General features: G+C 40.4%; 17 protein-coding genes. 12 read left to right on the top strand and 5 right to left on the bottom strand.

Going from position 1 to position 20,229, the window contains the following annotated elements; translation table 11 throughout:
* Positions 1-5: 5 nt before the first annotated feature.
* Positions 6-608, bottom strand: coding sequence for a GTP cyclohydrolase II (ribA, locus tag GA0116959_RS04145; protein ID WP_053579479.1), 603 nt, complete (start codon positions 606-608; stop codon positions 6-8).
* A gap of 309 nt (positions 609-917) precedes the next feature.
* Between ribA and dxs the strand changes: the two genes are divergently transcribed.
* From dxs to GA0116959_RS04105, 8 genes are all read left to right on the top strand, one after another.
* Positions 918-2,828 carry a 1-deoxy-D-xylulose-5-phosphate synthase gene (gene dxs, locus GA0116959_RS04140; protein WP_092718642.1) on the top strand — a complete coding sequence of 637 codons (1,911 nt, stop codon included), beginning with the start codon at positions 918-920 and terminating at the stop codon, positions 2,826-2,828.
* 112 nt (positions 2,829-2,940) lie between these two features.
* Positions 2,941-3,771 (top strand): inositol monophosphatase family protein, encoded by an 831-nt coding sequence (locus tag GA0116959_RS04135; protein ID WP_053579481.1) that lies wholly within the window; start codon positions 2,941-2,943, stop codon positions 3,769-3,771.
* A gap of 875 nt (positions 3,772-4,646) precedes the next feature.
* Positions 4,647-6,599, top strand: a complete 1,953-nt coding sequence (locus tag GA0116959_RS04130) for a DEAD/DEAH box helicase (RefSeq protein WP_092718639.1) — start codon at positions 4,647-4,649, stop codon at positions 6,597-6,599.
* A 387-nt stretch (positions 6,600-6,986) separates the two neighbouring features.
* Positions 6,987-7,802, top strand: coding sequence for an ABC transporter ATP-binding protein (locus GA0116959_RS04125; RefSeq protein ID WP_092718637.1), 816 nt, complete (start codon positions 6,987-6,989; stop codon positions 7,800-7,802).
* Positions 7,799-8,575 carry a lipid asymmetry maintenance ABC transporter permease subunit MlaE gene (gene mlaE, locus GA0116959_RS04120; RefSeq protein WP_053579484.1) on the top strand — a complete coding sequence of 259 codons (777 nt, stop codon included), beginning with the start codon at positions 7,799-7,801 and terminating at the stop codon, positions 8,573-8,575. The genes GA0116959_RS04125 and mlaE overlap by 4 nt, the downstream gene beginning before the upstream one ends.
* Entirely contained in the window at positions 8,575-9,243 is a 669-nt protein-coding gene (gene mlaD / locus GA0116959_RS04115) for an outer membrane lipid asymmetry maintenance protein MlaD (RefSeq protein ID WP_092718634.1), read from the top strand. Before mlaE ends, mlaD begins: the two co-directional genes overlap by 1 nt.
* 19 nt (positions 9,244-9,262) lie before the next feature.
* Positions 9,263-9,895 (top strand): MlaC/ttg2D family ABC transporter substrate-binding protein, encoded by a 633-nt coding sequence (locus tag GA0116959_RS04110; RefSeq protein ID WP_053579486.1) that lies wholly within the window; start codon positions 9,263-9,265, stop codon positions 9,893-9,895.
* 15 nt (positions 9,896-9,910) lie between these two features.
* A complete protein-coding gene (locus GA0116959_RS04105) occupies positions 9,911-10,201 on the top strand; it encodes an STAS domain-containing protein (RefSeq protein ID WP_092718631.1) in 291 nt (96 codons plus the stop codon).
* A gap of 118 nt (positions 10,202-10,319) precedes the next feature.
* On the opposite strand, the gene GA0116959_RS04100 is transcribed toward GA0116959_RS04105, so the two are convergent.
* On the bottom strand, positions 10,320-11,333 hold the full coding sequence (locus GA0116959_RS04100; RefSeq protein ID WP_053579488.1) for a CorA family divalent cation transporter: 1,014 nt from the start codon (positions 11,331-11,333) through the stop codon (positions 10,320-10,322).
* Positions 11,334-11,487: 154 nt separating this feature from the next.
* On the opposite strand from GA0116959_RS04100, the gene GA0116959_RS04095 reads away from it, so the two are divergent.
* On the top strand, positions 11,488-12,078 hold the full coding sequence (locus tag GA0116959_RS04095) for an LOG family protein (RefSeq protein WP_053580295.1): 591 nt from the start codon (positions 11,488-11,490) through the stop codon (positions 12,076-12,078).
* A 2-nt stretch (positions 12,079-12,080) separates the two neighbouring features.
* Positions 12,081-12,488 (top strand): NUDIX hydrolase, encoded by a 408-nt coding sequence (locus tag GA0116959_RS04090; RefSeq protein ID WP_092718628.1) that lies wholly within the window; start codon positions 12,081-12,083, stop codon positions 12,486-12,488.
* A 9-nt stretch (positions 12,489-12,497) separates the two neighbouring features.
* On the opposite strand, the gene GA0116959_RS04085 is transcribed toward GA0116959_RS04090, so the two are convergent.
* Entirely contained in the window at positions 12,498-13,130 is a 633-nt protein-coding gene (locus tag GA0116959_RS04085) for a ComF family protein (protein WP_092718625.1), read from the bottom strand.
* Positions 13,131-13,392: 262 nt separating this feature from the next.
* Complete coding sequence (recG, locus tag GA0116959_RS04080) at positions 13,393-15,438, bottom strand: ATP-dependent DNA helicase RecG (protein WP_092718623.1); 2,046 nt, start codon at positions 15,436-15,438, stop codon at positions 13,393-13,395.
* 34 nt (positions 15,439-15,472) lie between these two features.
* Here recG and GA0116959_RS04075 point away from each other — a divergent pair, with 34 nt between their 5' ends.
* Positions 15,473-16,273: an NAD-dependent epimerase/dehydratase family protein gene (locus GA0116959_RS04075; protein WP_092718620.1), complete on the top strand. Its 801-nt coding sequence runs from the start codon at positions 15,473-15,475 to the stop codon at positions 16,271-16,273.
* 103 nt (positions 16,274-16,376) lie between these two features.
* On the opposite strand, the gene plsB is transcribed toward GA0116959_RS04075, so the two are convergent.
* A complete protein-coding gene (plsB, locus tag GA0116959_RS04070; RefSeq protein WP_092718617.1) occupies positions 16,377-18,953 on the bottom strand; it encodes a glycerol-3-phosphate 1-O-acyltransferase PlsB in 2,577 nt (858 codons plus the stop codon).
* A 290-nt stretch (positions 18,954-19,243) separates the two neighbouring features.
* Between plsB and GA0116959_RS04065 the strand changes: the two genes are divergently transcribed.
* Positions 19,244-20,116 (top strand): acyl-CoA thioesterase, encoded by an 873-nt coding sequence (locus GA0116959_RS04065; RefSeq protein WP_092718614.1) that lies wholly within the window; start codon positions 19,244-19,246, stop codon positions 20,114-20,116.
* Positions 20,117-20,229 lie beyond the last annotated feature (113 nt).

The raw sequence follows: 20,229 nt of genomic DNA, 5'->3' as shown, positions 1-20,229 counted from the left end.
ATCAATTAAAAATCATCTTGTTTATACATGTGCGACATGCGTTCATGTTTGGTTTTTAAATAATCGGCATTCAATGGATTTAAACCCACAGTCAGCGGTACACGGTCGACCACATCAATATCCAGTTGTTTTAATGCTTCAATTTTGGATGGATTATTGGTGATTAATTTGACTTGTTTGACTTTTAAATGTTCCAACATAATCGTACACATATCATAACTGCGTGCGTCTGCAGGCAAATTTAACATGAGGTTGGCATCAACTGTATCGTGTCCTTGATCTTGTAAAGCATAGGCCCGAATTTTATTGGTGAGACCAATGCCCCGGCCTTCTTGACGTAAATACAAAATAACGCCTTGACCAAATTCATTGATGATTTTTTGTGTGGCTTGTAACTGAGGACCACAATCACATTTGAGTGAAGCAAAGGCATCACCGGTTAAGCATTCAGAATGAATACGAACCAATACAGGACCTGTAGGCGGAGTATCTAAACCCTTAGAAAGCGCGACATGTTCTTCGCCAGTTTCTGGGTCTTGAAAAACTGTAATTTTAAATTCACCAAAAGCAGTGGGTAATCTTGATGTTGCAACAAACGCTATAGGCACTGTTTAACCCGTTAAATAGTTCATTAATGCGTTAAAGTATAGCTGAATGATTGCCCATTGGTAGAACTGGTATGATGAAAATATGGATAAGATTTTCTTTTTTGTATAAAGCACACGATAATAGTTGATAAATAGTAAGATTATTCAGGATAATCTGAATTTATGAATAAACACCCAGTTGAGAGGATTCCTCAAAACTGCATCGCTAGAAATGTGGCTGATTTAAAGGTGATACAATTCGGTTAGATGATCGAATAACCCATTTTACCTAGCTTAGGATTTGCCAGGCTTTAGAAGGCTTTGCCATATATGTTGTATACAGAAATACCTACTCATCGCCCTATAACACCGTTGCTGGATACGATTGATCATCCGCAACAATTACGTTTACTTGAGCGCGACCAATTAGAAAAAGTGGCGGATGAGTTACGTCAGTACATTTTGTATGCAGCAGGTCAAAGTGGGGGACATTTCGGTGCGAACTTGGGCGTTATCGAGCTAACCGTTGCTTTACATTATTGTTTTAATACTCCGCATGATCGTTTAATTTGGGATGTAGGCCATCAAGCTTACCCACATAAAGCCTTAACGGGACGTCGTGAACAACTGACCACCATCCGTGCTAAAGCGGGTTTGGCTGCCTTTCCAACACGTGAAGAATCTGTATTTGATACTTTTGGTGTAGGGCATTCTTCAACCGCTATTTCTGCAGGTTTAGGTATGGCGTTGGCACGTCGCTATTTAAACGATCCTTGTGATGTTGTTGCGATTATTGGAGATGGCGCAATGACAGCAGGCATGGCATTTGAAGCCATGAATGATGCAGTGGCACATCAAGCTGATTTAATGGTGGTACTTAATGACAATGACATGTCAATTTCATGCAGTACTGGTGGATTTGCTAAACATCTAGCTGCTATTTGGGCACGTGGCGAGTCGGTTAATATTAGTGATGCGGGTGAAGCATATATACAACCTCATCCAGAGTGGTTGTACAACTCACGCTTACATTGTGCTGCCACAGATGCAGCAGATAATTTATTTAAAGCGATTGGTTTTGATTACTTCGGTCCATTCGATGGGCATGATGTTGTACAGTTGGTGCAAGTTTTTAAAGCTTTAAAAAAGCGTAAAGGCCCACGTCTGATTCACGTTTACACCAAAAAAGGTAAAGGTTTTATCCCTGCCGAATCAGACCAAATTAAATACCATGCGATTAATAAAATTAATACAGTGACTGCTGTGAGTACAGTACCCAAATATTCTGATGTCTTTGGGCAATGGTTATGTGATGAAGCTGCCCAAGATAAGCGACTACTTGCAATAACACCAGCGATGTGTGAAGGCTCGGGAATGGTGCAATTTTCAAAGCAATTTCCGACCCGTTTTTTTGATGTGGCTATTGCAGAACAACATGCGGTGACTTTAGCTGCGGGTATGGCTTGTGAAGGCCTAAAACCTGTTGTTGCGATTTACTCCACATTCCTGCAACGTGGTTATGATCAATTGGTGCATGATGTTGCACTACAAAATTTGGATGTAACCTTTGCCATAGATCGTGCAGGCCTTGTGGGTGAAGATGGTCCGACACATGCAGGGGCTTATGATTATGCATTTATGCGTACTGTGCCGAACATTGTGATCATGGCGCCTAAAGATGAAAATGAATGTCGACAAATGTTACATACGGGATACTTATATAACGGCCCTGCGGCAGTACGTTACCCGCGTGGTAACGGTATCGGTGTTCAAATTCAACAACAGTTGACAGCGTTGGACCTAGGTAAAGCTGAAATCGTATTAAGTTTAAATGAACAGCACGATGAGCAAATCAGTATTCTGGCTTTTGGGAGTCGAGTCAGTGCGGCTATCGAAGCAGCTCAAGCGCTTTCATTGAGGCATGATGTTGGCGTGCGTGTGGTCAATATGCGTTTTATTAAACCTCTAGATGAAGTTTTAATTTCGCAACTTGCAGAAAGTACCAACTTATTTGTGACAGTCGAAGAGCATGCCGTGATGGCAGGTGCAGGCAGTGCAGTGAATGAATATCTCGCCCAAGCCCAAATTGTTAAACCTATATTAAATTTAGGCTTAGCTGATACTTTTATGCATCAAGCCTCACATGCGCAAATGTTGGAACAGGCCGGACTAAACGCTAAAGGTATTGAAAAATCTATAGAATTGGCTTGGTTAAAACGAGCTCAAACAGCTTCTTTGTGATGCCTCAAATTTTAGAAACATTTTTTCCCTAAAAGCCCGCATATTTGCTAAAATATTCGGGCTTTTATGCATTATTCTTTATCAGTTTCTTCAAATTTGTAGTGGGTGTTCAATGGAACCTATGGTGGTTATGGCTGCGCGTGCGGCTCAGTTAGTTGGTCAAGAGCTTTTAAAAGCGCATCAAAATCGTCATAAACTCGATCTACAAGTCGAAGAAAAAGGTATTGATGGTCCAGTAACGCGTGTAGATCGTTATTTAGAAGAATTAACAATTGCAACCCTTAAAAAAAGCTATAAAAACCACAGTTTTTTAGGTGAAGAGTTTGGCATGCAAGAAGGCAAAGGTCATGATGCTGACTGGTGTTGGATTATCGATCCACTTGACGGGACTCTAAACTTCATTAATGGCGTACCACATTTTTGTATTTCTATTGCGGTTCAGCACAAAGGCGTGACTCAACACGGTGTGATTTATGACCCTGTGAAAGATGAGCTATTTTCTGCAAGTCGTGGTCGTGGGGCGATGATGAATCAGCGCCGTATTCGCGTAAATGTTAAAGACAGCCTAGAAAATACATTTATGGCTGTAGGTCATGCTTACCGTGCGCAACGTAACGGTGAAATTATTTCTTATGCGAAAAACCATTTTGAAACATTATTAAATATTACTGATGCCGGTTCGCAATATCGTCGTACAGGTTCTGCTGCATTAGATTTGGCTTATGTCGCTGCTGGCCGTTTCGATGGTTATTTTGAACTTGGTTTAAAACCTTGGGATATCGCTGCGGGTGAACTCCTCGTGAAAGAAGCAGGCGGTACAGTTGTCGATGCGCGTGGCGGTAGTGATTCAATGGAAAATGGTCAGGTCTTGGCTTGTTCAATGAAAATGTTAAAACCTTTAATGCGTGCAGTCATTCCAGCTTGGGGCGATGCCGCAAAATAAGTCAATTCAAAATAGTGAAATAAAAATGCTATTTTAAATAAATGCCAGTCAGCTCTCAGCTGACTGGCATTTTTATTTTTGAATGCATCATTTGATTGTTAAAACGTCATATCAAGCTCTAGAAAGTATACCCTAAGACAAAAATAGTTTTTTGCGATGTAGTGATGCTGAATAACAAGAGGTGGAACGATTTGCGTTATAAAATCTCACATTTTAGTAAGTAGATGGGGAATTACTCAATGCTGAATAGGAAAAATTTAAATAATTGATTTTAAAAAAGTATAATGGAGTGTATTTGGTAAGCAGATACTTCTTAGATAAGAATTCTATTTAGCATAGTTTTTTATGCGATGAACTTAAATATAGAATTTACTCACTTATCACTTATCACTTATCACTTATCACTTATCACTTATCACTTATCACTTATCACTTATTTTTCATAAATAGACTGAAAGAGAGAAAATTTATTTTATATAATTGAATAAAAAATAAACTAAATTGGGTTGTAGAATAGGTGTTTACTGAAAAAAACAGTGTGGATGAAGAATTTAATCGAAAAAAATGATTACTTTTAAAAAAAGTTCTGCTATCATGCTGCCACGCACTTAAATTTCCGTTCTTTACCTGAACATTATCTTCTAATCATTGTATGCGCGTTCTGTCCATAGAGAGGACATATCCTTCGCGCCCCAATCGCTTAAGCGATTCCTTCAGGTTTGCGGCCGTAATCATGTGTGCGTTATATCCACATCGACGTTATTCGGATCGCTGCTGAATTCATATTTTTCAGCTCTATTTGCTGTACCGCTTTTTGCCGATGTCCATATTGTAATTTATTAAATGGAGCACCCAATTTAGGGTGAACACTCTCTATGAGCAAAACTTTTGCTGATTTTTCCCTCGATGAGTCTTTAACACTAGCGATCGAAGGTTTAGGTTTTACTACACCAACTCCTGTACAAGAACAAGCAATTCCAGCGGCACTTGAAGGTAAAGACCTTCTTGTATCAAGCCAAACTGGTTCTGGTAAAACAGCTGCATTCTTACTTCCTACTTTAAATGGTTTAGCGAATCAAGATACGCTTGTACCTTTTAAAGATCGTATGAAAGCGGTAACTCAACCAAATATTTTGGTGATTTCACCTACTCGCGAACTTGCACAACAAGTATGTCAAGATGCAATTGCATTAGTACGCCATATGAAAGGTGTGCGTGTTGCTGCAATCATGGGTGGTATGCCTTTTGGTAAACAAATTCAACAGTTGAAAGGTGCACAAGTAGTTGTAGCGACTCCAGGTCGTTTACTAGATCTTGTAAACCGTCGTCAAATTAAACTTGATCAAGTTGATGCGTTAATTGTCGATGAAGCTGACCGTATGCTTGATCTAGGTTTCTCTGAAGACCTAGAAGCTATTGGTGAGTTAGCGGCAAACCGTAAACAAACTTTAATGTTCTCTGCAACTTTTGCACCGCGTATTATTACGCTTGCTGAACGTATGATGAATAATCCTGTACGTATTGCGATCGAAACTGGTCACTCTACCAATACAGACATTACTCAGACTTTGCATTGGACTGATGGTTTCGAACACAAGAAAAAATTACTTACGCATTGGTTGTCTGATGAGTCTGTAGATCAAGCTGTTGTGTTTGCTTCAACTCAAGAAGACACAGATATGTTGGCTGAAGAACTTGCTGAAGCGGGTTTATCAGTAGTTGCACTTCATGGTGCAATGCCACAAACGGTTCGTAACCGTCGTTTACGTAGTATCCGTGAAGGTCGTGCAAAAATCCTTGTTGCTACAGATGTCGCAGCTCGTGGTCTTGACGTACCAACCATTTCACACGTTATTAACTTCGGTTTACCGATGAAAAATGAAGACTATGTACACCGTATTGGTCGTACTGGTCGTGCTGGTCGTACAGGTAATGCAATTACTTTAGCGACTTATCGTGAACGCGGTAAAATTCGTGCACTTGAAGATTTCCTTGATGCACGTTTGAATGTATCTGAAATTGAAGGCCTTGAGCCATCTCCACCTCCTGCACGCGGTAGTCGTGATGGCGGCGGTCGTGGTCGTGATGGCGGTCGTGGCGGTTTCGGCGGTGGTCGTGGTCGTGATGGCGGTCGTGGCGGTTTCGGTGGTGGTCGTTCACAACGTAGCTTTGATGACAAACCACGTGGCGATCGTCCACAACGTAGTTTTGATGATAAACCACGTGGCGAACGTCCTTCTTATGGTGATGATCGTCCTAAGCGTGATTTTGGTGATCGTCCAGCACCACGTCGTGAAGGCGGTTATGGTGATCGTCCACAACGTAGTTTTGATGATAAACCACGTGGCGAACGTCCTTCTTATGGTGATGATCGTCCTAAGCGTGATTTCGGTGATCGTCCAGCACCACGTCGTGAAGGCGGTTATGGTGATCGTCCACAACGTTCATTTGATGACCGTCCAGCGCCACGTCGTGAAGGTGGTTTCGGTGATCGTCCACAACGTAGCTTTGGTGACAAACCGCGTTCGAATGATGACAACCGTGGTAACCGTGTAGATTACAAACCAGCTCGTGAAGGCAGCTATGCTGATCGTCCTAAGCGTGATTTTGGTGATCGTCCAGCACCACGTCGTGAAGGTGGTTTTGGTGATCGTCCACAACGTTCATTCAGTGATGACCGTCCTAAGCGTACTTTTGGTGGTGAAGATCGTCCTAAGCGTACTTTTGGCGGTGAAGATCGTCCACGTCGTAGCTTTGATGATAAACCACGTGCCGAGCGTCCAGCGTTTGGTGGTGAAGACCGTCCGCGTCGTAAATTTAACGATTAATTCGTTAGGTTTCGTTAAAATATAAAAAAACCGGTGGAAACACCGGTTTTTTTATGACACAACATAAGAAATGTATACTTAATCAAATTTTGCTTAAAATTTGCCAATTTCTATACTAAAATTCTTAAAATATTTACACCTTATTTCAGAGGTCATCATGCCTTATGTTGTTTTAATCCTCATATTTTTTAATTTCATATTTTACATTTATCATTCTTTTTCGTAACACAACGTCCTATATTTAGCGATGTATTTCATTAATAATCACATTAGTATTCAAATGTATTCAAAATACTTCAAGTCTGAGGCTGCTTAGCTAAAGATAACATTTTCAGTTTTAATCCTTTATAGTAGGCAAGCTGAAAAAATGTAGGAAAATGCTCAGCTATGAATAATCAAATCTCCTCAACTCAATCTTTGATTGAGGTAAAGAACCTGAGCTTTAAACGTGGGGAACGTATCATTTATGACAATGTTAGTTTAAACATTCGTCGTGGCCAAATTACGGCCATTATGGGACCTTCTGGTACGGGTAAAACAACTTTGCTGCGGCTGATTGGTGGGCAACTCATTCCAGATCATGGGCAGGTTTTGCTCGATGGTAAAGATATTGCCAGTATGTCACGTTCTGAATTGTTTGCTGCACGGGCACGAATGGGGATGCTGTTCCAAAGTGGCGCATTGTTTACCGATATGACCACTTATGAAAATGTGGCATTTCCACTGCGTGCTCATACCCAACTTCCTGAACACTTGATTGCTGAGATTGTGGCTTTAAAATTGGAGTCGGTCGGTTTGAGGGGTGCAGAACAACTGATGCCTTCAGAACTTTCAGGAGGAATGAATCGTCGTGTTGCCTTAGCGCGAGCAATTGCACTCGATCCTGAACTCATTATGTATGATGAACCGTTTGCAGGTCAGGATCCTATTGTGATGGGTGTGCTAAGTCGTTTGATTCGTTCGCTACGTGAAGCACTTGATTTAACCACCATTATTGTGTCGCATGATGTCGCAGAAACTTTATCCATTGCAGATTATATTTACGTTGTTGCAGAAGGAAAAGTGCAAGGTGAAGGGACGCCTGCTGAATTAAAACAACATGCTTCACCTTTTGTACGTCAGTTTTTGACTGGATCCATTGAAGGTCCAGTCGATTATCAATTTAGTCATCAAGCTTATTTAAGTGATGAGGTACGTTCATGAATGCCATTGCCTTATTAGGTAGACGCGTTATTGAACGTGTACGTGGAATTGGAGTAGCAACGGTAATGTTGCTACAAATTTTATTTTCTATGCCAACTCGTTTGGGCGTTAAACTTTTTATTTATCAAATGCACCGTATTGGGGTCATGTCTTTATTGATCATTGGGGTCTCTGGTTTATTTATTGGTTTGGTGTTGGGCTTACAAGGCTATTCTATTTTAGTCAATGTCGGTTCTGAAGCGATGCTGGGAACTATGGTTTCATTGACCTTATTGCGTGAACTGGCACCTGTTGTCGCTGCCTTACTCTTTGCTGGGCGTGCAGGTTCTGCATTAACCGCTGAAATAGGTTTAATGAAAGCTACAGAACAGTTGTCGAGCATGGAAATGATTGGTGTCGACCCACTTAAAAGAATTGTTTCACCACGGTTATGGGCCGGTGTGGTCAGTTTACCGATGTTGACCGTAATTTTTGCGGCAATTGGGATTATGGGCGGTAAAATTGTTGGCGTAGATTTTTTAGGGGTAGATGAAGGCTCTTATTGGAGCGGCATGCAAAGCGCAGTTCAATTTGGACATGATGTGGTAAATGGTATTATTAAAAGTATTGTTTTTGCACTGATTTGTACTTGGATTGCAGTTTATCAAGGCTATGCATGTGAACCTACTTCAGAAGGTATTGCAACATCTACAACGCGTACAGTGGTGTATTCATCATTGTGTGTATTAGGTTTTGATTTCGTGTTGACTGCGGTCATGTTCGGAGGGGTTTAATGAAATCACGTACAAGTGAGCTGACCGTCGGTATTTTTGTCATTATTTTTGGATTGGCTTTATTTTTCCTTGCGATGAAAGTCAGTGGATTATCTGGAACCAATTTACGAGATGCGTATGCTTTGACGGCACAGTTTGATAATGTTAATGGATTGAAACCACGTGCTAAAGTCACCATGAGTGGTGTCACCATTGGACGTGTAACTGATATTACTTTAGACCCTGTTTCACGTTTAGCCACCGTACATTTTGAGCTTGATGGTAAACTGACGTCATTTAATGCAGAACAGCTCAAAACGGTTACCAACAATGCCTTAGAAGAGTTGCGTTATAGCACTGACTATACTGAAGCTGCACCGACACAACAAAAAACAATGGAAAAACAACTCTTAGATAACATGAGCTCCATCACCAGCATTGATGAAGATGCTTATATTATGGTTGCAACCAATGGTTTGTTGGGCGAAAAATATTTGAAAGTGGTCCCAGGCGGTGGTCTGAATTACGTTAAACGTGGTGAAAGCATTGCCAATACCCAAGGCACGATGGATCTTGAAGATTTGATTAGCAAATTTATTACTGGCGGTGCAGGTAAATCAACAGAACCAGCAGCAAATGAAAAGACATCGAGTGAATCAGCAAATACCGAAGCTTCATTTGTTGAATAATATTTGAGAGGAGATTTTAATGAATACTTTATTTAAACAAACACTCACAGCAAGTGTTCTATCGACCATGATCGCGGCAACAGCCTTTGCAGCACCTGCAGAAGCGCCACCCGCTTTTGTCAAAAAAGTTGCAGATGGTTTAATTTCACGCTTGAAAACTGATCATGCGAAATTACAAAATAATCCTGAAGCTGTAAAAAGTATTGTTCGTCAAAATCTTGATCCGTATATTGATTCTCAGTCATTTACGCGTATTGTGATGGGAACCTATGCAACCAATCAATATAGTACTGCCGCACAACGTGCTCAATTTGAACGTAATTTCCGCGAAACATTAATTGAAAATTATGGTAGTGCATTTGCTAAATTCTCAAATCAGAGTTATAGCCTGCGTCCATATAAAGCGACAAACAGCAAAAATCCTGTAGTCACTTTAGATTTTACCAATAAAGGTGAAAAAATTCCTGTATCTTTCCAGTTGGTGGATAAAGGTAGCCAATGGAAAATTCGTAACATCAATGTTTCAGGAATTGATCTAGGTTTACAGTTCCGTAATCAGTTTGCTGCAACGGTAAAACGTAACGGTGGGAGTTTGGATAAAGCAATTGCAAACTTTAAACCTGATGCAGATGCAGCTGTTAACAATAAATAACTGAGGATGTATTCAGTGCTTGAAATCATTAATCAGGAAGTACAGGTATCTGGCAAAATTGATTATGACAATGCAGAAAGCTATTACCAACAAGGTTTGAAATTGATTCAAGCGCAAGGTCAGTTTCCTGTCGTGATTAATTTGGCCAATTTGGAACAGGGGAGTACTTTAGCGCTTGCTGTGTTAGTGCGTTGGTTGCGTCAGACTCCTCACGCCAAAGGCTTAAAGTTTAAAGCTGTACCTGACAAAATGATGAACATTATTCAGGCCTGTCATTTACAAGATGATTTACAACTGATCAGTTAAATAAAGAGCATAAAAAAAGCACCTTAAGGTGCTTTTTTTATGCTCTGTAAAATAGGTATTTATCAGATTTAGAGCGCTTTTCTTGCACTTCGCTTTGAAGCACTGCTTCAAAGTTCAATTAAATCCATTTCTTCCAACGGAAGTAAATCAGTGGACCAAAGAAGAACAGTAATAGAATGATGCCGACTATAATAAAACTTGTGGTGCCTTGCGCAAAAGGAAGTACATCGGTATTCATTCCATAGACACTGGCGACGAGCATAGGTGGTGCGAGCATGCTTGGTAAAATGGAGAAGCGACGAATCGTATCATTCTGCTCGGTGTTAATAAATCCAGAGGTAGTATCGAGTAAGAAACGTACTTTTTGGAATAAAAAAGCATCATGCTCGACCAGTGAGCGAACATCTTCACTCAATTCTCGAATATCTGCATCATAAATATGACTGCCTAATGCTCTTGGACGAGCCAGAAAAGTTAATACCCGACGTAAATCGATCAGACAAAGTTGTGCTTTTCCGAGGACATCTTCAAGTTGCGCCAAGCGAGTGATCATGTCATCCAAATCCAAAATTTGTTCTCGATGACGATTGTTGAGCACTTCTGTCGAGTATTTTTCTAGATCCTTGTGGATATCTTCCAAGATATCCGCAAGTTCATCCAGTTTAGCTTCGAGCAAACCCAAGAGCACCCAAGTCGGATCTTTGTATTCCATTTCATAGTCATTACGACGGGCACGTGCACGAAATGCACGAAATGCGACCAGTTTTTCACCGCGTAAAGTAAACAGGTGATCTTTGTGCAGGATAAAAGCTACGGTTTGAACTGTGGCTAATATACTGGCATTGTCATCTGTCTCACCATCAACTTGAAAGTTTTTATTTTTCGTTAAAAAATAGGTGCTGATATGTAAAATACCATCATCATCACGATAAAATCGTGCCGATGAAGAAATATCTTCCAGTGATTTTAGTGTGGGTAAGTTTTGATCATAGGCATCAAGTACCCATTGCTGTTCTTCTTGTGAGGGAGCAATTAAGTCAATCCACACTAATTCTGGGTGAAGATCAAAACCGCCATTAATAGTGGCGTCTTCCAAACTACCGCGCTCTGTGGCGTAAAAGGCTTCCAGCATGCTGTCTTTTCCCCTGCGCAGTATGGGTTAAATCAATGGGTGTATTTTAGACAAGGAATGGAATAAAAACACTGATTGAAGCGGTTTTTTATTAAAAAATCTCCTTTAAATGTACTTTAACAGTATGACAACTTCGAAACAGGATAAAAAAATGATGAATTCTATCGCTATTTTTTGTGGCTCAGCTCTAGGAACAGATTCCATTTTTTTAGATACTGCGCAAAAAATGGGAAAGACCATTGCTGAGCAAGGTAAAACCTTGGTCTATGGTGGTGGTCGTTCTGGCTTGATGGGTGTGGTTGCTGATAGTGCTTTGCAAGCAGGTGGGCAAGTGATTGGTGTGATTCCACATGCTTTAGTTGACCGTGAGCTGGCTCATCCGCATTTAACTGAATTGTATGTGGTCAATAATATGCATGAACGTAAAACCAAAATGTCTGAATTATCGGATGCTTTCATTGCATTACCGGGTGGGGCGGGAACATTAGAAGAAATTTTTGAACAGTGGACATGGGCTCAGTTGGGGATTCATTTAAAGCCATGCGCATTTTTAAATGTAGAAGGCTTTTATGATGATTTATTGAAATTTATCCACTTGACCACGCAGAAAGGTTTTACTCAAGCCCGCTTTACCGAAAGTATTATTGCATCGGACTCAATTGAAGACATTTTACAGCAATTTAAGACATTTCAAGCACCACAGCCCAAATGGGGCATGGCCAATCAGCAAGATTTGGTGAAATAAGCATGAAAATTATTACTGTTGCTGCTGCCATTATTCTTAATCAGCAACAGCAAATGTTGGTGGTGAGAAAGCAAAATACTACATGTTTTATGCAGGTCGGTGGTAAGTTGGAACCCAATGAACCACCTGAAGCAACTATGCTTCGTGAAATTCAGGAAGAGATTGGTTGTCAGGCACACATAAAACACTTTATTGGGTGTTTTGAAACAGCGACAGCCAATGAGCCTGATCATCACTTGGTCAGTTATGTTTACTATGTGACCTTAGATCAAGAACCAAAAATTGAAGCGGAAATTGTTGAAATGAAGTGGGTCGATTTAGACAATCAGCAAATCCAACTGGCGCCTTTGAGTACTGAAATAGTAATTCCTTGGATCAAACGTTTCTTGATAGAGGATATTCTTGCTTAATACTGTGGTTTAAGCTTTTGCACAGGCAAGACATGCAGCATAAATTTTTTGGCAACCGAGAACTTCTAATTTTTGTTTTAACGCGTACAGAGAGCTTCCCGTGGTGACCACATCGTCGAGCATGAGTACTCGTCGATAACGAAGCTTTGAACGTGTGCAAATTTCAAATTGTTGTTCAATATTTTCAATTCGTTCTAGTCGGGTTAAGCCTTTTTGTGAGTGTTGGTCTGATCTTGAAATGGGTTGCCAAACGGGAACATTAAGATGTTTTGCTAAAATTTTTGCAATGACTAAAGATTGGTTATAACCACGTTCTGCTAAACGCGGAGCCGAAATAGGCATAGGAACAATTGCTTGTACTTTCGGAAGGTGGAGTTCAATCAATGTTTCGGCCAGTAAACGCTGAAACTGTAATTGTTGTTCATATTTGTATTTTTGAATAATACGATCCATCGGGTAGCTATAATGGCAGGCAACTTGAATATCTATTTCCTGTCTTTGTACACTTGATTTCAACCAAGGCAGTTGTTGCCAGCAATCCTGACAGAGTGAATGGTATTGTTGTCGGTCTATGCCACACAGAATGCAAGATGAAAGGCCATGTATGCTTTTGTTGAGCAGTTGATGAATAAGATTGAACATATTTTTATTGTTCTTTTATTTTGCGTTAATTTTGCACAATTTTTATTAAGTTGCAACAAAATAAGCGAAGGTTCAAATCCCAAATTTTGCAATTAAAAGAATCAGCTTTTATTTGATGACATAGATTTTTTATAATTTCTAGTGCTTGATGATGGTCATTTTAAATGATCAACATCAGTTTTAAGAGAAGATTTAAATCTTCTCGCTTAACGGGAATAATCATATGATGATCAACTCGCTTGTTTTGAAAATATGATCTTTTCTATACATAGGCGTAGCGTGGTGCTTCAGGTAACCAACGTTTTAATAAAGCGGTGGCATTTTCAGGATAATCCTTAAGAATTTGTTGTGCCACATGATGTGCTTGATTGAGCAGATGATCATCACGTTCTAATTTTGCGACCCGAAATCCCATATCACCTGTTTGTTTGGTACCCAGCAATTCACCCGGTCCGCGAATTTCTAAATCTTTTTCTGCAATCACAAAACCATCATTACTTTCACGTAAAATTCTTAAGCGTTCTTGTCCATTTTGAGACAGCGGACTCTTATACAATAAAGCGCAAAAGCTGGCTGTCGCACCACGTCCCACGCGTCCACGTAACTGGTGCAATTGTGAAAGACCTAAACGTTCTGCATTTTCAATCACCATAATTGAAGCATTTGGCACATCTACACCCACTTCAATGACAGTGGTGGCAATCAATAACTGCAACTGGTTTTCTTTAAATTGTTGCATCACGGCTTGTTTATCTTGGGCTTTCATTTTGCCATGAACAAGACCAATATTAAGATGAGGAAAGCGTTCTGTCATTTCTTGATATGTTGCTTCAGCTGCTTGGGCATCTAAGGTTTCTGACTGTTCTACTAAAGTACACACCCAGTAAGCCTGTTTACCTTCGCCACAATTGCTGGCGATTCGGTGAAGCACCTCTTCACGTCTTTCTAAAGGAATGGTTACGGTTTGAATAGGAGTACGCCCAGGCGGAAGCTCATCAATGACTGAGGTATCTAAATCGCCGTAAGCTGACATGGCAAGTGTCCGTGGAATAGGGGTCGCGGTCATGACCAATTGGTGTGGCGTAGTGTTGTGGGTGCCTTTGTTACGTAAAGCCAGTCTTTGATCGACTCCAAAGCGATGCTGTTCATCAATAATCACCAAACCCAGTTTGGCAAATTCTATATTTTCCTGAAATAGCGCATGCGTACCCACGACAAGATTGGCACTACCCTGTTTGATGAGGTGTTCTGCACTCGCTCGAGCTTTGCCTTTTTGCTTGCCTGAAAGCCATGACACATTTAAACCCAGCGGTTCAAACCATTTTTTAAAATTTAAATAGTGCTGTTCTGCCAAAATTTCAGTCGGAGCCATTAATGCAACTTGCCAACCTTCTTCTAATGCATGACATGCAGTAACCCCTGCAACCAACGTTTTACCTGCTCCGACATCACCTTGAATTAAACGCAGCATCGGTTTATTTTGCTTTAAATCGGCCACTATTTCTTTGCATACTCGGCTTTGTGCATCGGTCATCCGAAACGGCAAAGTAGCCAATAATTGTTTTGCAAAATTTTTGCTGGGTGAAAAAGCAGGGGCCGCAATTTGTTGAATATAGGCGCGTCGTGATAATAAGCTAATTTGATGTGCAACCAATTCTTCAAAAATCAGTCTTTGCTGCGCAGGGTGAGAGCCTTGCGCCAATTGCAACATGTTGGCATTGACGGGCGGTTGATGAATATATTCAAGTGCTTGTTTAAGCACATAGCCATTGGTGAATTGAGGAGGTAATAATTCTGGTAAATCATCGCTGTGTTGAATAAGCGCCTGTTTAACATATTGGCGTAATTTTGGCTGTGTTAAGCCATCTGTTGCGGGATAAATGGCGGTAAGTTCAGTTTTGGGTAAAGGTGTGTGTTCAGTAATCAGTTGAATTTCAGGATGATAGAGTTCTAAACCACGCGCACCGACACGAACTTCACCAAAAATACGCAAACGTTGATCAATTTTGGCCCGATCGGTCAAGGCTTTGTAGATATGATAAAAACGTAAAGTGACTTTAGCAAAATCATCCTGCAATAGCACGGCCATCGATTTGCGTTTGCCAGGCGGGAAATCTACACCTTTGACAATACCTTCCAGCAAATAGCTACGTCCCACGATTAATTGGTTCATGGGAATGATCGTGCTACGATCTTCATAATCACGTGGCAGATGAAACAATAAATCATCTGTAGTGAAAATATTCAGCTTTTCCAGTAAAGCAGCAGAGGCAGAACCTACCCCTTGTAATTGATGGACTGCAGCCATTTACCCTCAACTTAGATTTATCATCAGGTGTTTAATGCATATTTTATTGATTGGCTATGGTAAAACATCTCAATGTATTGCCAAACAATTATTTGAACAAGGTCATCAAATTACCACAATTAGTCGAAGTCCGAAAACAGATGCATATGCAACGCATGACATGCAGGACGTACATCAGCTCGATTTAACACAAATTGCACCGATTGATGGGGTTTATGTGTTATTAAGCCCAAATGAAAGTACGCTTGAAGCTTATCAAAAAACCTATGTCGATTCTGTGCAGCCGATTTGTAATGCGTTAAAACAACATCCTGTACAAAGAATCATCGTGGTATCGTCCACGAGAATCTATGGTGAAAATCAGGGTGAACAGATAAAAGATGATTCTATTATTCAGCCCAAGGATGTGCAGGGACAATTATTATTAAAAATGGAGCAGCTCTATCAGCAGGCTTTTCCACAGCAATGCATTGTCATTCGTCCGACGGGTATTTACGGCACTTCCGTTGCCCGTATGATCAAATTGGCTGAAAATACACAACACTACCCTAATGTTCATTATAGTAACCGCATTCATATCGAGGACTTGGCAAGGTTTTTAGTGCATCTGCTTCACGTGGAACATCCCCACAAATCCTATCTTGTGACGAATTCTCATCCTATTGCCATGCATCTAATTATTCAGTGGTTTCAACAACAACTCAATTTACCTATATTGGAATTAGACAGTTTAGAAGTTTCAGGAAAACGCATTTACGCGACCCATATGCGAGAAATGGAATTTGAATTAAAGCATGAAGATTGTTTTGAAGATTATCAAAAACTATTAGCCTAAACACGAGCACAGATGTTCGAATAGATAAGGGCGTAGACCTCGGCTAACTTTCTCTTGTAACCTAAGCAAAAAGGATACAAGAGAAAGGGCTTAAGGCAAAAGGTTACTTTTTCTTACGCTTTAAGCGTTTTTTGACTTGCTGAGCTGCCACTGCATCGAGCACATTTTTAAGCTCTTGATCACTAAAGGTGGTGATGTGTTGTAACATTTGTAAAGTGACATCGTCTAAAACTAAGTTGGCATACTGTGCAATATTCTGAAATTGCTGATCGTAGACGATGGCATTTTCTGCGTTATTGCGAATATAGCCTTGCTGGGTCAAAACTTTGATGAAACTTTGGAATAAAGCTTTATCAAAGAATTCTGGCGAATTAAATTCATACAGAACAGATAAGCGTTGCCCAACCAAATGGCTCAGTTCTTCAACCTGACGGGTTGAAATATTTCCCGAACCACGTTGGGTAATCAGCGCTAATGTCATGTAGTAGCGTTCCAGACTTTGCATGACTGGCGCAGCCAAAACCATTAACTGATTATGTTCTTCTGAGTTTGGTGCGGAAGAAATTAAATGACCTTCATTATCTTCCGAAATTAAATGGGCATGAATTAAGGCTTCTACATAAGCACAGATTTGATCTTTCAGTTCGTCATCCTGCCATTTTAAAAACAGTTCCGCTTTTAAAAATGGATACAATGTACGAATAACATTAATCAAATCGCCACGTCGGATCGAGCCATTATGTTCAACCAAAGCAGCAATCAGTGACGGCAAAACAAAAGCATGTAAAATGTTATTGCGGAAATAAGTCAGTAATACAGCTTGATTGTCTGCAATAGCAATAATATCGCCCAGTACGTGTTTAACACGTTTAATCAGCTTAAGTTTTAAACCATAAGCAATAATTTCTTTACCCGAAAGTGGCGTTACTTGAGTGCGTTCATCATAAGGTAAAGCGCTGACCAAATTACGATACGCATCTAACTGTTTAATACAGATTTCTTCATCGAGCGTATGCTTCGGAGTCGCAAGTAAAATGAGCGAGAGGAGCGATACTGGATTAATGACGACTGCACGATTAATATTTTCCAAAATCGCATGGGCTGAACTGTTTACTGCATCTGAAACGGGTGACGGAATTGGATCATCATTTTTTTCAATTTTGATTTGATCTGCACCATGTTTTTTCAACATTTCATCTAAAAAAACAGGTTCGCCAAAATTGACATGAACTTTACCGAAAATGCGTTCAATTTTACGTAATGTTTTGAGAATACCGATAATCGATTCAGATTCTTTTGGCTTACCTTGCATTTCACCCACGTAGGTGGAACCTTCCATGAGACGTTCATAACCGATATAAGTCGGTAAAAATACAATGGGTTTGGCCTTACCGCGTAAATGACTATGCACGGTCATTGCCAACATTCCCGTCTTGGGTGGCAACAAGCGTCCAGTACGTGAACGTCCACCTTCAATAAAGTATTCAAGCGGTGTATTACGGGACAAAATATTAAATAAGTATTCCTTAAAAACAGTCGTATAAAGACCATTTCCGCGGAAAGTTCGGCGAATGAAAAATGCACCACCGCCACGAAGTAATTGTCCCACAAAGGGCATATTTAGATTATCACCTGCAGCAATATATGGCACCATCATGCCGCGTCTATAAATCACATACGACAAAAGCAAATAATCAATATGACTGCGATGCGAGGGGGTATAGATAATTTGATAATCTTTGGCAAGCTCACGCACTGTACTAAAGTTATGTACTTCTACACCATCATAGAGCTGCGTCCATAGACGAGTCAGGGCCATATCGGCAAAGCGGATGGCTGAATGTGAATAATCGGAAACGATTTCATTCAAATAGCCAATGGCACGACTTTCTGCTTCAATCATACTGACTTTGCTACGAATACTTTCACGACGAATCGCATCTTGGACATCAGGTGCTTTAATCAGGGAATGCATGACGTTTCGACGGTCAGATAGGTCGGGACCAAGCACCACTTCACGTTGACCATCTAAATAATTATTTAAGGTATTGAGGATATAAGTGGCAGGGGATAAATTCGGATGTGTGTTTTTGGCAAAATTGACCAAGTCGCGTAAAGATTGTCCTTGATGAAACTCTAAATAGGACTGGCGGCCATGTAAACCAATATTGACCAGTTGCTTGACTGTACCCGGCGTTGCCCAAGTATCGGTAAAAAGCAGTTTAAACCAAGAGTCTTCTTTATCAGGTGCGCGTCCCCACAATACCGTCACTGGAATAAGCTCAATATCCACTTCAGGGTGTTTTTCTAAAACGTCAATTAAACGTAACAGTCGGGGTGGAAAAGTATGTGAAGGCGGATGGAGCAGATTATTTTCATTATGATGTTGTAAAAAAAGGATAGAGGCCTTTTCTTTATGATTGCCAATCACCAGTGAGTTTAAGGCTGCTGTGAGTTTAAGGCGACGTGTTTCACCATCAACCAGCAAGGCATTGCTTCGAGAGTAATTTTGTAAGACATAACACACCACTTTTTGTCTAACGGGTGCTTGTGTGATCAAATCTGTTGCTGGAACTGTCGGTTCAGTAGGAACCTCACCAAGAACATGTGGAGTTACCACAAGGTCAAGCAGCTTACTTGAAAGCTGACGATATAATTGACCAAAGCCACTCTTGGACATAGCTACTCCTACTTCACTGACCGAAACCACAGATATTCTGAGGGGGGGATTGTTTTGCATGATTATAATTAAAATTGCATGTCATTTTCTGACAAAATGCAGTGGGGTGGTTAACTTTTATCGTTAAAAAACGTATTTTTAGCCTATCTTGCTGTTAAAACAGATGATAAGTCAGTCAAGCAAATGCTAGAGGATACGTCTAAAGTTGTGGCAAAATAGAAAAATAGTTTATCTGATTAATTTAAATTTTTCGCCTGCATTTTAGGTATCCCATATTAAATAGGTCGCTTATGAATACTTTAACTCAAGAACTGATTGAATTACTCAGTCTTGAAAAAATTGAAGAAAATCTTTATCGCGGTATAAGTCGCAATTTAGTAGGGAAGCGTGTTTTTGGGGGCCAAGTACTGGGTCAAGCCTTGCGTGCTGCATCGTATACCACTGACCGTCCTGCACATTCTTTGCATGCTTATTTTTTGTATGGGGGGGATGTAAATGCACCCATCTTATATGAAGTGGATCGCTTGAGAGATGGTAAAAGTTTTGTGAGTCGCCAAGTTCGTGCTATTCAGCATGGTCGAACCATTTTTACAGCCATGATTTCTTTTACCTATCCCGAAGAAGGTTTGAACTATCAAATCAATGAGCCTGAGTATCCTGCACCAGAACAGGTCAAATCAGAAGCTGAATTAAAAAAAATGTTAGTGGAGTTTGTACCAGAAAATGTACGCGCTAGCTTTATGCGGGATCGTCATATTGAAATTCGTCCGATTGACCCGAGTAATCCCTTTCAGCCTCAACCTGAGGCACCGTCCTATGCCCACTATTTAAAAACCCACGATAAAATTACAGCAGAAGTAGATGAGATTTCTCTACATCAAGCCATCGCTGCATTTTATTCAGATTTTACTTTAATGACCACGGCACTTCGTCCACATGGTCTAAGTTATTTATCACCAAGTTTACAATGTGCCAGTATTGACCATGCTATGTATTTCCATAAACCATTTCGCGCCGACGAATGGATGCTATACGATATGGATGCGACAGTGAGTGCCAGTTCGCGTGGTTTAAATTTTGGACGGATGTGGCAAAACGGTGAATTGGTGTGTAGTACAAGCCAAGAAGGCTTAATTCGGATTCGCGAAATTGAAACGCAGTAAGTTTTAGCATTTTTTAAAAGCCAATCATTAATGATTGGCTTTATTATTTATAATGTAGGTGAGTGACAAAAAAAATCTCGATTCTATGTATTCTGCATGGCATAGTGCTGATA

The sequence above is a fragment of the Acinetobacter albensis genome (assembly GCF_900095025.1).
Taxonomy (GTDB): Bacteria; Pseudomonadota; Gammaproteobacteria; order Pseudomonadales; family Moraxellaceae; genus Acinetobacter; species Acinetobacter albensis.
This window is presented reverse-complemented; position numbering and strand designations above follow the sequence as displayed.

Excerpts from the sequence above, each read along its gene's own strand:
- GA0116959_RS04085 (WP_092718625.1), bottom strand. The coding sequence starts at position 13,130 with ATGTTCAATCTTATTCATCAACTGCTCAACAAAAGCATACATGGCCTT.
- GA0116959_RS04065 (WP_092718614.1), top strand. The coding sequence starts at position 19,244 with ATGAATACTTTAACTCAAGAACTGATTGAATTACTCAGTCTTGAAAAA.
- GA0116959_RS04130 (WP_092718639.1), top strand. The coding sequence starts at position 4,647 with ATGAGCAAAACTTTTGCTGATTTTTCCCTCGATGAGTCTTTAACACTA.
- GA0116959_RS04125 (WP_092718637.1), top strand. The coding sequence starts at position 6,987 with ATGAATAATCAAATCTCCTCAACTCAATCTTTGATTGAGGTAAAGAAC.
- GA0116959_RS04075 (WP_092718620.1), top strand. The coding sequence starts at position 15,473 with ATGCATATTTTATTGATTGGCTATGGTAAAACATCTCAATGTATTGCC.
- GA0116959_RS04090 (WP_092718628.1), top strand. The coding sequence starts at position 12,081 with ATGAAAATTATTACTGTTGCTGCTGCCATTATTCTTAATCAGCAACAG.
- GA0116959_RS04135 (WP_053579481.1), top strand. The coding sequence starts at position 2,941 with ATGGAACCTATGGTGGTTATGGCTGCGCGTGCGGCTCAGTTAGTTGGT.
- GA0116959_RS04110 (WP_053579486.1), top strand. The coding sequence starts at position 9,263 with ATGAATACTTTATTTAAACAAACACTCACAGCAAGTGTTCTATCGACC.
- GA0116959_RS04095 (WP_053580295.1), top strand. The coding sequence starts at position 11,488 with ATGAATTCTATCGCTATTTTTTGTGGCTCAGCTCTAGGAACAGATTCC.
- mlaE (WP_053579484.1), top strand. The coding sequence starts at position 7,799 with ATGAATGCCATTGCCTTATTAGGTAGACGCGTTATTGAACGTGTACGT.
- GA0116959_RS04100 (WP_053579488.1), bottom strand. The coding sequence starts at position 11,333 with ATGCTGGAAGCCTTTTACGCCACAGAGCGCGGTAGTTTGGAAGACGCC.
- mlaD (WP_092718634.1), top strand. The coding sequence starts at position 8,575 with ATGAAATCACGTACAAGTGAGCTGACCGTCGGTATTTTTGTCATTATT.
- recG (WP_092718623.1), bottom strand. The coding sequence starts at position 15,438 with ATGGCTGCAGTCCATCAATTACAAGGGGTAGGTTCTGCCTCTGCTGCT.
- plsB (WP_092718617.1), bottom strand. The coding sequence starts at position 18,953 with ATGTCCAAGAGTGGCTTTGGTCAATTATATCGTCAGCTTTCAAGTAAG.
- dxs (WP_092718642.1), top strand. The coding sequence starts at position 918 with ATGTTGTATACAGAAATACCTACTCATCGCCCTATAACACCGTTGCTG.